This is a genomic window from Prochlorococcus marinus str. MIT 0912, assembly GCF_027359595.1.
In the GTDB taxonomy this organism is placed as follows: Bacteria; Cyanobacteriota; Cyanobacteriia; order PCC-6307; family Cyanobiaceae; genus Prochlorococcus_B; species Prochlorococcus_B marinus_C.
This window is the reverse complement of sequence record NZ_CP114783.1, coordinates 253,448-266,739: the sequence shown is the minus strand read 5'-3', so window position 1 is coordinate 266,739 and position 13,292 is coordinate 253,448. Positions and strand designations below refer to the sequence as shown.

Sequence of the window (13,292 nt, the reverse complement as noted above, 5' to 3'; positions counted from 1 at the left end):
TTAAGAGATTTAGAAATTGAGAGAAAAACAGTTTACAGATGAAAAAAATTTAAAAGGGGTCAAATTTTTAATAGGTAGCGGATTTGCCTTTAGCCTTATGAGTGTTTGTGTTAAGGCTATTGGAGGAAGGATACCTATTTCAGAACTTGTTTTTGCTAGGGCTACTATAAGTATAATAATAACAAGATTTTTCTTATATAAAAATAAAATAAACCCTTGGGGTTATCAGAAAAGATTATTGATTACGAGGGGTTTTCTAGGAACAGTTGCACTATTTTGTATCTTCAAAGCTCTTACAATATTACCCATAGCAACAGCGACCGTAATACAATACATTTATCCTACTTTTACGGTGATATGTGCATACATAATTCTAAAGGAGTTTATATTAAAGAGAATACTATATTCAATCATTATAGGTTGGATAGGAATTGTATTAGTTAGTCAACCAGAATTTAACTCTAACAATAATATTACAGAGACAGCCTTAGCAATAATCATTGCGATATTAGGGGCCTTAATGACATCACTAGCCTATATATGTGTAAGAAAACTATCTTCCAAAGAACACCCACTTGTAATTATTTACTACTTTCCTTTAGTTTCTATCCCCTTATCTATTCCTTTTATTATTAATGATTTTATATTGCCAATTGGAACTGATTGGCTTTGGATTATAGGTATTGGTATTTTTACTCAGATTGGTCAACTCTGTATAACAGAGGGTTTAAGACTTCTACCCGCTGGACAAGCAACTTCCCTAAATTATTCGCAGGTTATCTTTGCAAGTATATGGGGTGTATTGATTTTCGAAGAAACAATAACAAGTTCAATTTACTTAGGTGGTTTTTGTGTACTTATTTCCACTATTATTAGTATGAGTGCATCCAATACCTCTCAAGAAAAAATATGAATTGTAAATCTTTAATGTTTTCAATAGTTCTCATTTGCACTGGAACACAATCGATTGTTGCAGATGAATATCAGCGAGGTTACTCATCAAGTAGAACTTGTACAAGAAACGAATATAGAGAAGAATATATTCCAGGGACTCGAATGGATCCAGGGTATGTCAAAAAATGGGAAGAAACCGTAGAAGTCCCATGTCCAGGTGTTGGCTCGGTAAACAGTAATAATGAATTTGATAACAATGATTGCTCTGAAGGTAAAATTGCAGGGGGCATTTTAGGTGCTGGCTTCGCTACGGCAATATCAAGAGGAAAAGATCGATGGTGGGCAATTCCTGCGGGTCTAGTAGGAGGCTCAATGGTTGGATGTCAGATTGATGGTGGTTGACTAAATTTTATAATCACAGAAATTTAATCAAAAATAATAATGATTAGCTGGTTAAAAGGAGAAGTAATACAAACTTGGAAAATATCGAGCAAAAAAGGAGTTGTTCTAAATGTTTGTAGTGTTGGTTATGAAATACAATTATTACCAAAACAGATAGGCAAAGCTGAAGATTCTAATGAGATTGAATTATGGATTCATCAGATAGATCGCGAAGATGCAACGAATTTATATGGTTTTATGGAGGTTAATCAAAGAGATTTATTCAGGGAAATCATCAGTGTAAATGGTATAGGTGCTCAGATTGGTATGGCATTATTAGAGGACTTTGAGGTGAATCAATTAGTAAATGCAATAGAAAATAAAGAATCTAATTTATTAACAAATTCTCAGGGAATAGGTAAACGAATCGCAGAGAGATTAATAGTTGAGCTAAAAAATAAACTTCATAGATTTATAGATAATAATAAAACAAGTCATAACGATAAAAAAGTCATAGAAACTAATCAATTTTCTAAATATATAGATGAAATATATTTAATTCTAAATTCACTTGGCTATGTAGATAATGAAATAAAAGATTCAATTAAAATAATAACAACCAAAGAGAAAGAAAATTCTTTATTATTGAATTCCCTATCTTCAGAAGAAAAAGCTGAGCTAATGGATAAACATCTCAAAGAGATTCTTATGAAATTGAGTGAAAAGAGTACTTGATAGAAGGCTAGGGATTAAATTAGACTTGATGAATAAGAAAAGTCAAACAAATGTCACTTGACACAGAAGAGAAACAAAAGCTAATCAACACCCATCAAGTTCATCCAACTGATACTGGTTCAGTAGAAGTTCAAGTTGCGATGCTTACTACAAGGATCTCAAAATTAAGCAAACATCTTCAGGGCAACATCCATGATTTCTCCTCAAGACAAGGATTGCTCAAAATGATTGGACAGCGCAAAAGACTTTTAGGTTATGTACGAACTAAAAGTGAAAAAAGATATACAGAGCTCATAGAAAAATTAGCTATTAGAGGATAATTACTGGTATTAGATCGCTAGAAGCTAATGAAAAGTGCGAAAAAAAACAAAAAGGACCAACCTAAAGAAGTAAAAATAGGATTCTCCAGCAATAACTCGGCTCCAAAAATAAGTGCGCCTAAATCTTCAAAAAGTAGTAGCAAGAAAGCAGGAATACCAAGCTATGTTGCAAACAGAATGGCAAGAAGAATAGCTTTTACTACAGGTATCCCAACGCTAAGTGGCATGGGAGTATTTATTGGGAGTTATTTTTTAATAAGCAAAGGTATTGCTGAAATATCTCCAACAGTCACTCTTGTCAGTTCAGCATTTTGTTTCTTTGTCGGCTTATTAGGATTAAGCTATGGAATACTCTCCGCGAGTTGGGATTTTAATCCAGGAAGTTTTCTTGGTTTTGAAAACATAAAGCCAAACATCAATAGGATGAAAGATGCATTCAAAACAAGTAAAAAAGATATTTCTAGTTAAAAGTAAAATTTAAATTACAAGACTTTGACTTGATCTTGCAATGAAGGAATTCTTAGAAAGTGAATCCAAAGCTAGGTCAGTGTCCTTAACGCAAAATTGATCACCCAGCCTTACATACCTAGTATTATTGTTGTCCTTAAGACAAGCAACTACAGGAATTCGTACACCTAATTCATTTCTGGCAGGTCTGTTTTTAGAAAGGCATTCTCTTAATTTATGCTGAACATTGATATCTGTAGCTTGATCAGGACGAAGATCTATCATGAGAAATCTTAAATCATCAATTTCACGACAATCATCAATAAGCAATTGAACTGTTTCATCTCTCCTATCTACACTTGCCCATATCAATAATCTCGTTTCTACCATCAAATGATCAGATAATCTTTCATAACTTTTTGGGAAGACAACCGCTTCACAAGAACCAGTCAAATCCTCTAGTTGAATAATCGCCATCCTGTCACCTTTCCTGGTTGTAACTTCTCTCATTTCTGGAATCATTGCAATAACACTGACCTTTGACTTATCTTTCTGCTCATCTAAAGAACCAAGGCTGATAGGAGCAATCAATTTTGCAGGTTCTGAAAGTTGCTTCAAAGGATGATCAGACAGATAGAAACCAACATGCTCTTTTTCTAATTTAAGTTTATCTGAAGGAAGATAATCGTTGACTTGTTTCGCCCTTGGAGAAGATGAATAATCATCAGTCGGTGATGATTCATTGTTTTTGGAAGTAGAAAGATCGAAAAGATTACCTTGGCCGCTAGCCCTATCTTTTGCTCTAGAAGAAGCCCATTCAATAGTTAAATCCAAATCAGCGATAAGCTGAGCGCGATTTGCATTTTCATCAAGACAATCAAGCGCTCCACTATGTATCAAAGCCTCAAGTCCTCTTCGATTAACGGCACCAAGTGAAATTCGATCACAAAATTGTGCTAAAGAAGTAAAATCTCCATCTTTATCTCTAGAAGTAATAATTTTTCTAATTGCACCATCACCTAAATTTTTGACAGCTGAAAAACCAAAAAGAATTGAATTATCTTTTGGAGTGAAATCAACACCAGAAGTATTGATATTTGGCGGCATTACGTTTATGCCCATTGAATTACAGTTTGAAATGTATCTTTGAACCTTGTCAGCCGAGCCAGCATTTACGGTAAGCAATGCTGCCATATAAGCGACAGGATAATGTGCTTTTAAATAAGCAGTCTGATAAGTAACTGCACCATAAGCAGTTGAATGACTTTTGTTAAAGCAATATTCAGCAAATAGAACCATTTGATCAAATAATTGTTCAGCAATAATGTCTGAAACGCCATTATTAACAGCCCCATCAACAAACAGCGTTCTATGACGCTGCATTTCGGATACTTTTTTCTTACCCATTGCCCTTCTTAATAAATCTGCTTGCCCAAGTGAATATCCCGCTAAATCCTGAGCAATCTTCATGATCTGCTCTTGATAAACCATAATCCCATAAGTCTCACTTAAGATAGGCTCAAGTGACTGATGCTGAAAATCAATCCTCTCCTTACCATGTTTTCTATTTATAAATTTAGGAATTAATCCTGCATCAAGAGGTCCGGGACGATAAAGGGCAAGTATTGAAGAAATATCTTCAAGAGATGAGGGTTTTAGGTCTTTTACTATTTGTCTCATTCCACTAGACTCAAGTTGGAAAATCCCTTCTAAATCTCCCCTAGAAAGTAATTCAAATGTTTTTTCATCAGTGAAAGGCAAAGAATCAGGATTTAATCTCTTACCAATAGATTTCTCAACTAAATTAATTGTCTTTTCGATCATTGTAAGATTTCTAAGTCCTAAAAAGTCCATCTTCAAAAGACCAAGTGATTCAATATCTTCCATAAAATATTGAGTGATTATTTGACCATCGTTATTTCTTTGAAGAGGAACTAAATTATCAAGTGAATTAGCGGCTATTACAACACCTGCTGCGTGAACACCAAAAGTCTTATTTGTCCCTTCTATTCTCATTGCCATATCAACCCATTTTTTTACCTTTGAATCATTATTATATTTTTCATAGAATTCCTTATTTGGTGATTCCTTTGAAATCATAGATGATAATTTTGCAGGCTTACCTCTCACAACTGGAATTAATTTAGCTAAACGATCTGCATCTCCATAGGGAATATCAAGTACACGAGCAACATCTTTTAAAACAGCCTTAGATGTCATTCTGTTAAATGTAATTATCTGTGCAACTTTATCTTCGCCATACTTTTTAGTAACATAATCTATAACTTCGCCACGTCTTTCAATACAAAAGTCAGTATCTATATCAGGCATTGACTTCCTTTCAGGATTGAGAAATCTTTCAAATAATAATCCATTTTCAACTGGATCAATATTAGTTATGTGAAGAGAGAAGGCGACTAAAGAGCCTGCTGCTGAACCTCTACCTGGACCTACAGGAATGTTTTGTTCTCTTGCAAATCTTATATAATCCCATACGACAAGAAAATATGTAGGGAAACCCATCTGTTCGATAACGCTTAACTCATATTCAAGTCTTTCTTTATAAGCACTTGGAAAATTTTCAAATTTAGAAATATCTAATATTTCCATCAAACCATTAATGGTTATCTCTTTAAGATAATCGATAGGATTAGATCCATTAGGTATAGGAAAATTTGGCATTTTATAAGTTCCTAATATCGTATATTCTTCAACCTTATTTGAGAGTTTAACAGTATTATCTATTGCACTATCTATAACATTCATGTCTAAATGATCAGTAAATAAACTTCTCATTTCCTTCTCAGATTTAATATATTCAGTTCCTGTATATCTCAATCTTTTGTGATCACTAATTAATTTTCCAGTCAATACACAAATCAATGCATCATGTGCTTCAATATCATTCTTTGATACGTAATGTGCATCATTGGTAGCAATAATTTGGATATCAAGTTCTTCAGATATTTTGACTATTTCACTATTAACAATTCTATCTTCAATAGATCCATGATCTTGAATTTCAAGATAAAAATCATCACCCAAAATTTCTTTATACCAAGAGGCTACTTCTCTAGCAACATCACTTCTTCCTTTTAATATCGCTTGTGGAATTTCACCACCTAAGCAAGCTGTTGAACAAATTAATCCCTCACTATATTTTTTAAATAAAGACTTATCTATACATGGTCTTGAAAAGATACCTCTTCCCCTAACACCATTTAAATGACTAATAGTTGTTAATTTTACGAGATTTTCGTAACCAATTTGGTTTTTCGCGATAACAACAAGATGATATCTTTTCTCTTTTTTGGGCTGAGGGTCATCAATTGAACCATTGATAACGTACATCTCATTTCCAATAATTGGCTTTATATTTGCGGCCTTGCATAACTTCAATAATTCAATCGCACCATACATCACTCCATGATCAGTCAAGGCTAGAGCTGGCATCCCCAATTCCTTTGCCCTTTCAACCATTAAGGGGAGTTGACTAGCTCCATCCAGAAGGCTGTAGTCACTATGATTATGAATAGGAACAAAAGCCATTGATTAAACACAAGCTACGCTGTATATAGTGTAGCGATAATGATATCCTCCACATGAAGTGGTTTAACCTTTATAACGTGAAATCAGTTTTAGGCCTATTTTTATGAATCTCAGCAGCTTTCTCAAATTGACTAGCCACTTGAAGAAGCTTACCTTCTTCAAAAACATTACCTATCAGCTGCAACCCTATTGGCAAACCAGCTTTATCAAAACCACATGGCAGGCTTATTGCAGGCAATCCTGCTAAATTTGCTGGAATCGTTAATAAATCAGATAAGTACATCGCCATAGGGTTATCAATATTTTCACCAGAACCGAAAGCGGTAGTTGGAGCTGTTGGAGCCAACAAAACATCTACTTTTTTGAAAGCATCATCAAAATCTCTACGTATCAAAGTTCGAACTTGCTGGGCCTTCTTGTAGTAAGCATCAACATAACCAGCCGATAAAGCATAGGTTCCTATAAGAATTCTTCGTTTAACTTCACTTCCAAAACCAAGTGCTCGGCTTTTGGAGGTCATTTCTATGAGAGATTGTTCATTTTGAGATCGGAATCCGTATTTGACACCGTCGTATCTAGCTAAATTCGCTGAAGCTTCAGATGGGGCAATAACATAATAAGTAGCAATTCCATCATTAAAGCGAGGACAAGAAACATTAATAATCTCGGCTCCTATATTTTCAAGCAGTGAGGCTGAGGCCAGTACGGACGCTTTAACATCAGAAGCCAAACCTTCATGATCGAAGCAGTTATCAATCAAGCCAATTTTCATGCCCTTAATTGACTTAGAAAGGATCTCTAAATAATTTGGAACTGGAATATCAACAGTAGTTGAATCAAAGTTATCTTTGCCTGAAATTACTTGTAAGATTTCAGCTGCATCAGAAACATTATTCGCAAATGGACCAACCTGATCTAAAGAACTAGCAAAAGCTATTAATCCCCATCGACTAACACGACCATAAGTTGGTTTCATTCCAACAACGCCACAAAACGATGCTGGTTGTCGGATTGACCCGCCGGTATCAGATCCCAGAGATCCATAACATAATTCGGCAGCAACAGAGGCTGCGCTACCACCTGAGCTTCCACCAGGAACTTTATTTATATTCCATGGATTAAAAGTAGGACCAAAAGCAGAGGTTTCAGTAGAACTCCCCATCGCAAATTCATCCAAATTTGTCTTGCCAATCATTATTGCTCCTGCGTTCAAAAGTTTTTTGGTGACTGTTGATTCATAAGGAGGAACAAAGTCAGCCAAAATCTTGCTAGCGCAGGTTGTCTTGATTCCTTTTGTACAAAGGTTATCTTTTATAGCTAGTGGTATACCTGACAAAGTTGGAAGGTTTTCGCCAGAGGCAATTTGTTTATCTATATTTTCAGCCTTGCGTAATGCCTGTTCTGCATTCAGGGTTAAAAAGGTATTGAGAGTTGGATCTAATCTCTTTATTCGATTTATCTTTTCTTGCACAAGCTCTTTGGAAGAGACTTCACCACTTTTCAATTTCTGGCGTAAGTCTGCGAAAGTCATTAATAGATTATAAAAAAAATATTTTTAAGCTTATGACGTAAGAGGCTCATTACGACGACACCTAATTAAACTATGATTTATTTTTTTAGGAGACTCTGAAGAAAGATCATCTACAAATCCATTTAATCTGACTTTCAAACTACGACGAGTAAGGAATGGGCCAAACCAATAAGTAACCTCAGGTTGAATTGTCTCAACCTTGGCCCACCAGGCCAAGCCTAAACTATTACCTAAGCTTCGAAGAGCCCTAATGGGACCCATAAGTAAACAGCATTTAATTTATTATACTTTCTTAAACAGATATTTATCAAATAAAAAAGAATATTATGTTCACTTGATGATGAAACATATATTTGAAGTCAAAATATGTTGAGTATAAAAACTTGTCGATAAAATAACTAATAATATAATTTGATTATGGAGTTTTAAAAATCCTAATAAAACTATAAAAAATATACGTTTATTATCATGGTTAAATTTAAAGAGATTAGTTATTAATTTCAGTAGAAATTTGTGGTTTCAATAATCTAGGAGAAGGGTCTTGTCCAGAAATTGATCGCATCCATCTAGATCTAGCTACTTCATATAAAAAAATAGACGTAGCTACTGATGCATTAAGGCTTGTAGTAACTCCCTTAAGAGGGATCCTTACTAACTGGTCACATAACCTTCTAGTTATCAGAGAAATTCCTTTATCTTCAGACCCTACTACGACTACTAATGGACCTTGAAATTTGATTTCAGATAAAGTAGAAGGCCCTTCCTCTGCAAGGCCAACAACGGTATACCCTTCATCTTTCAATTTCTCCAAAGACCTATTTAAATTAACAACTCTTGCCACCGGCAAATGTTCAAGAGCTCCAGCAGCAACTTTTGCTACAGATCCTGTTAAACCTGCACTGCGTCTTTGTGGAATGATTAAGCCTTGAGCACCAAGGGCTTCAGCAGATCGAATTATTGCTCCAAGATTCTGAGGATCAGTTAAACCATCTAAAGCCAAGAGCAATGATTTATCACCAAAAGCTTTGCAAGCATCTATTAAATTCTTCAAGTCATGTGTTTTTGATGCGGCAATTTGTAAAACTATTCCTTGATGTACTGCTCCATTTGTGAGTTGGCCAAGCCTTGACCAAGAAACTTCTTCAACCAAGACGCCAGAAGATTTTGAATCTTTGAGAAGTTGAAAAAACTTTGGAGAACTTCGTAATTCAGAGGTACACCAAATTCTATGAATTGCTCTGCCAGCCAAAAGAGCTGCCTCAGTTGAATGACGACCCCAAATCAAATCATCACTTAACGTTTTGGTAAAACTTTCAGAATATGAAAGAGGTTCTTTATTTTCTGATCTTCTGGAATTGTTAGTTTCCTCAGATTTTTGATTTCTATAAGAGGGGTTAGCCGATTTCCTTTCAAATCGATTGGATCCTTTGTAATTGTTAGTTTCCTCAGATTTTTGATTTCTGTAAGAGGGATTAGCCGATTTTCTTACAAATCGATTGGATCCTCTGTAATTGTTAGTTTCCTCAGATTTTTGATTTCTATAAGAGGGGTTAGCCGATTTCCTTTCAAATCGATTGGACCCTCTGTAATTGTTAGTTTCCTCAGATTTTTGATTTCTATAAGAGGGGTTAGCCGATTTCCTTTCAAATCGATTGGATCCTCTGTAGTTGAAAGTTGACTGATTTCTATTTCTTGGTTGTTCAGAAGATTCATTATCTAATGAATACTGACTTAATTTCTCAGTTGAAAGACGATTGAATTTATTGCTTGTTCTTCTTCGATCATTGAAGTTTGACTTTTTGGAATCATTATCTTGACGATAATAACTACTATTTCGTTGATTAAATGAAGAATTTTGTGAATTCCTTTTGTCTTTATTGAAACGATAACTCATTTTATAAGAACTATTTTTCTAGTTGATAGGTCGATCGAGAAGATCGAATAAATCAGCAAGCCGATTTGGATTTTTTAAAAATAACCATCCAACAATAGTCTCAAATCCGGTCGCGATTGCATATGTGGCTGCATCTATATTTTTAGGACCTCTTCCTGCTTTGTTTCTTCCTTTTCTTAGGAACTCCTTTTCAGTATCTGTTAAAAAAGGTTCGATTTTAGTGATTGCCCTAGCTTGGCTAGAGGCATTTACCTCTTTAACGACAGCATTGTGGAGATCCTTTGAACGCATTGGGCTACTGCAAAATCTCAACCTTTGATGCATTTCCCAAACAGCATCACCCAACCAAGCTAATTGCAAAGGTCCCAAACCATCGGGAGAGATGTTTGATTTATAAGAGCGAATCCAATCAGTCAAGCTGATAATTTACCGATAGCAGTATTTAGATCTGATGCAAGATGAAGGAATTCCTCTAGGCGAACAAGTTTTATTGTTTGAACAACTCTAGGGTTACCAACAACATTAAATGCTCTTTTCGACTGATTGCATTTTTTAGCCGCTTGAACCATTGCACCTAATCCACAAGAATCAATGAAATCGATATTGGATAAATCAATCACAACTGATAGTTGATTAGAAGCTAAAACCTCATTGATATATGTAGTGAATTGCTTCTCAGAATAAGCATCTAGTTGTCCAGTGAAATTCAACACCAAACAACCACTTTGTTGGTTAAAACCACCTCTAAGAGAAACAGTAAGTCGTTGTAATTCAGTTATGGGATTAGTCCCCTATGACTTCATGATGGAAGTGTAGTGATAGAAACCAAATTAATCCACGATTCTTCTTCGTTCTTCTATTAAGGTTACGAAATGATTAAAATGATGGTCAGCATCATGGGGGCCAGGGCTTGCCTCGGGGTGATATTGAACACCAAAGAAAGGCCTATCTATTACAGAAATAGCGGCAACTGTTTGGTCATTTAAGTTGAATTTGGTGATTTTTATTTTTTCGGAATTCAAAGATTCTGAAGTCAAAGCAAAACCGTGGTTTTGACTTGTAATTTCAACCTTTCCATTCAATCCACATGGATGATTTAGTCCTCTATGTCCATAGGAAAGTTTAAAAGTTTTTCCACCAAGAGCTAACCCAAGAATCTGGTGGCCTAAACAAATTCCAAAAACAGGAAGTTTTTCATATTCAATTAAATTTTTAGCAAGTCTAATACCACTATCAACTGTGGATGGATCGCCGGGACCATTAGAGAGAAAGACGCCCTCAGGGGATAAAGATAAAACATCGGATAGTGAAGCATTTGCAGGCAAGACAGTTACTTCACAACCATAAGCAACTAATCGATCTAGTATCGATTGCTTTATCCCAAAATCTATAGCGACAACTTTGTATGGAATTTTTTGAATATTTATTATTCTCTTATCAAATGGAACACGACAACTTGAATTAACTTTAAAAGAGCATTTTGTTGTTACTTTATCAACAAGATTCAAACCCTTCATAGAAGGCGATTTTTTTATAAGTGAAAATAATTCAGCTATTGAATAGTTTGATTCAGACGAAATAATTCCATTCAAAGAACCAGACTCTCTTAAATGTCTGACGAGTGCTCTTGTATCTATTCCATGAATTCCAACAACATTTTCATCCTTCAACCATTTTTCAAAAGAGATTTCATGTCTCCAGTTACTCGAAGTTTTTGATATTTGACGAGCTATTACACCTTTAACTGAGGGATGTGATGATTCATTATCGTCAGAATTAATTCCAGTATTTCCAATCTCTGGGTAGGTAAAAGTAATAAGCTGACCATAATAACTTGGATCAGTTATGACCTCCTGATATCCTGTCATACCAGTATTGAATACGACTTCACCAGAGATAGTCCCTACAGCACCAAATGATATTCCTTCAAAATAGGTCCCATCCTCTAGTAACAATATTGCAGAGCTATCAGTATCGAAAAACATAAGAAATTCGGTTGATCAGATTAAAATAATTAGGTTGCTAAAAAATCTCTTAACTGCTTAAAAAGGAGCCATGATTTATCTGTATTCAAACAATCTAATGAACGTTTGACACCTAAAGATAAATCATCCTCAGAGCCCGATACCCATAAAGCAAGGGCTGTATTTAATGCCACGACTTCTTTGTGATAATTATTTCCTTCTCCTTTAAGTAAAGACATTAAAATTTGAGAATTAGTTTCTAAATCATCACCTTTCAAGAATTCATTTGAGATTTCAGTAAGTCCAAGATCACTAGGGTTAATAATTTCAGTTCTAATAGTATCTTTATCTAAGAACCGAAATTGATTAGACCCAGATAGTGAAGCCTCATCAAGGCCACCTGCCCCATGAACAACTACAGCTCTTTTAAGCCCCATTCCTTTTAAGGCTAATGATATTGGATCAAGCAAATCAGCTTTTGCCACTCCCAAAACTTGAGACTTTGGTCTAAATGGATTAACTAATGGACCGAGCAAATTAAAAATGGTTCTAACTCCTAAGCTTTTTCTTAAAGGAGCAAGATTTACCAATGAAGGATGCCAAGAAGGAGCAAAAAGAAATGTAATACCAAAATTCTTTAGAGCTTCAACAACTTGTTCTGAGGAAACATTCAAGGGCAATCCCAAATTTTCTAATACGTCAGCCGATCCAACCTTTCCACTTGCACTTCGATTTCCATGTTTAGCAATTTTTACTCCTAAAGCTGCTGAAACGAAAGCAACTGCTGTCGAAATATTGAATGTGTTAGCTCCATCTCCACCAGTTCCACATGTATCAACCAAATCAAAAGATGGTAAATCTGATGGGGTTATTGAGGCATCTTGAAGAATCTTTGCCATTGCAGAAAGTTCTTCACCAGAAACCCCCTTTGCTCTGAATGCAGCTAAAAATGCCCCCGTTTGAACTGGTTCAATTTTATTTTCAAGCCATGAATTCATTAAATAATTACATTGCTCTTCTGTTAAATCATTGGCTGAAAGAAGTGAATCAAGAATTACTGAAAAATTTATAGGATTTAATGAGGTCATTTATGAGAAAAATGCCTGAATGCTAATCATTGCAGGCAGCATATTTTTTATAACTTAATCATTAATATATCAACTATAGAAGTTGTTTAAATAAAAAAATAATTTCCTAACATTAAGATTGAGAAGAATCTGACGTATCAAAACCAGAACCAACGTTATCAGGACTTGAATGACTTGTAGGACGAAATCCCTCTGACCAAAGTTTTCTTGTAATTGCCTCTAATTTATCTCGATTAATGCTCCACTTTTTTAATAGTTTTTCCATGTCAGAATTAAGATCCTCAGCACCTCTGAAATCTTGATATCGAATTATTAATCTAGCTAATTCAACAAAATTGTTAGGGGTTGGGGAATCTATCGCACATAAACGATCAAGATTCTCACGATCTGTTGAATACAGCGGATGATTTTGAGCCTCGTTCATAAATTAGATAAATTGGATTTTGCTCACGTCCATGGGTTTATATTGCCTAGGTTAAAGGGCATATT

The 13,292-nt window shown here is 35.0% G+C and carries 14 protein-coding genes; 5 read left to right on the top strand and 9 right to left on the bottom strand.

The annotated features are described in order from the left end of the window. The first annotated feature begins 16 nt into the window (after nt 1–16). From O5640_RS01405 to O5640_RS01385, 5 genes are read left to right on the top strand one after another with little or no spacing between them, the layout of a single operon-like run. A complete protein-coding gene (locus O5640_RS01405) occupies nt 17–913 on the top strand; it encodes a DMT family transporter (RefSeq protein ID WP_269612799.1) in 897 nt (298 codons plus the stop codon). Beyond that, a complete protein-coding gene (locus O5640_RS01400; RefSeq protein WP_269612798.1) occupies nt 910–1,296 on the top strand; it encodes a cAMP phosphodiesterase in 387 nt (128 codons plus the stop codon). Before O5640_RS01405 ends, O5640_RS01400 begins: the two co-directional genes overlap by 4 nt. Before the next feature lie 39 nt (nt 1,297–1,335). Then, nucleotides 1,336–2,010, top strand: coding sequence for a Holliday junction branch migration protein RuvA (gene ruvA / locus O5640_RS01395; RefSeq protein ID WP_269612797.1), 675 nt, complete (start codon nt 1,336–1,338; stop codon nt 2,008–2,010). Between the two features lie 50 nt (nt 2,011–2,060). After that, the gene (gene rpsO, locus O5640_RS01390) at nt 2,061–2,330 is read left to right on the top strand and encodes a 30S ribosomal protein S15 (protein WP_269612795.1); all 270 of its coding nucleotides are present in this window, start codon (nt 2,061–2,063) and stop codon (nt 2,328–2,330) included. A gap of 27 nt (nt 2,331–2,357) precedes the next feature. Further along, nucleotides 2,358–2,798 (top strand): PAM68 family protein, encoded by a 441-nt coding sequence (locus tag O5640_RS01385; protein ID WP_269612793.1) that lies wholly within the window; start codon nt 2,358–2,360, stop codon nt 2,796–2,798. 9 nt (nt 2,799–2,807) lie between these two features. Here O5640_RS01385 and O5640_RS01380 read toward each other — a convergent pair whose 3' ends face one another. The 9 genes from O5640_RS01380 to O5640_RS01340 all read right to left on the bottom strand — a co-directional run bounded on the left by O5640_RS01380 (nt 2,808) and on the right by O5640_RS01340 (nt 13,227). Next, entirely contained in the window at nt 2,808–6,326 is a 3,519-nt protein-coding gene (locus O5640_RS01380; protein WP_269612791.1) for a DNA polymerase III subunit alpha, read from the bottom strand. A gap of 70 nt (nt 6,327–6,396) precedes the next feature. Continuing rightward, nucleotides 6,397–7,857: an Asp-tRNA(Asn)/Glu-tRNA(Gln) amidotransferase subunit GatA gene (gene gatA, locus O5640_RS01375; protein ID WP_269612790.1), complete on the bottom strand. Its 1,461-nt coding sequence runs from the start codon at nt 7,855–7,857 to the stop codon at nt 6,397–6,399. Nucleotides 7,858–7,887: 30 nt separating this feature from the next. Next, nucleotides 7,888–8,118 carry a DUF1816 domain-containing protein gene (locus tag O5640_RS01370; RefSeq protein WP_269612789.1) on the bottom strand — a complete coding sequence of 77 codons (231 nt, stop codon included), beginning with the start codon at nt 8,116–8,118 and terminating at the stop codon, nt 7,888–7,890. A gap of 226 nt (nt 8,119–8,344) precedes the next feature. Further along, entirely contained in the window at nt 8,345–9,751 is a 1,407-nt protein-coding gene (rlmB, locus tag O5640_RS01365) for a 23S rRNA (guanosine(2251)-2'-O)-methyltransferase RlmB (protein ID WP_269612788.1), read from the bottom strand. Between the two features lie 18 nt (nt 9,752–9,769). Next, nucleotides 9,770–10,168, bottom strand: coding sequence for a Mini-ribonuclease 3 (locus O5640_RS01360; protein ID WP_269612787.1), 399 nt, complete (start codon nt 10,166–10,168; stop codon nt 9,770–9,772). Continuing rightward, nucleotides 10,165–10,530, bottom strand: coding sequence for an STAS domain-containing protein (locus tag O5640_RS01355; RefSeq protein WP_269613772.1), 366 nt, complete (start codon nt 10,528–10,530; stop codon nt 10,165–10,167). The genes O5640_RS01360 and O5640_RS01355 overlap by 4 nt, the downstream gene beginning before the upstream one ends. A gap of 51 nt (nt 10,531–10,581) precedes the next feature. Then, on the bottom strand, nt 10,582–11,736 hold the full coding sequence (carA, locus tag O5640_RS01350; RefSeq protein WP_269612786.1) for a glutamine-hydrolyzing carbamoyl-phosphate synthase small subunit: 1,155 nt from the start codon (nt 11,734–11,736) through the stop codon (nt 10,582–10,584). Nucleotides 11,737–11,765: 29 nt separating this feature from the next. After that, nucleotides 11,766–12,803, bottom strand: a complete 1,038-nt coding sequence (gene trpD, locus O5640_RS01345; RefSeq protein WP_269612785.1) for an anthranilate phosphoribosyltransferase — start codon at nt 12,801–12,803, stop codon at nt 11,766–11,768. A gap of 112 nt (nt 12,804–12,915) precedes the next feature. Next, entirely contained in the window at nt 12,916–13,227 is a 312-nt protein-coding gene (locus O5640_RS01340) for a DUF3288 family protein (protein WP_269612784.1), read from the bottom strand. Nucleotides 13,228–13,292 lie beyond the last annotated feature (65 nt).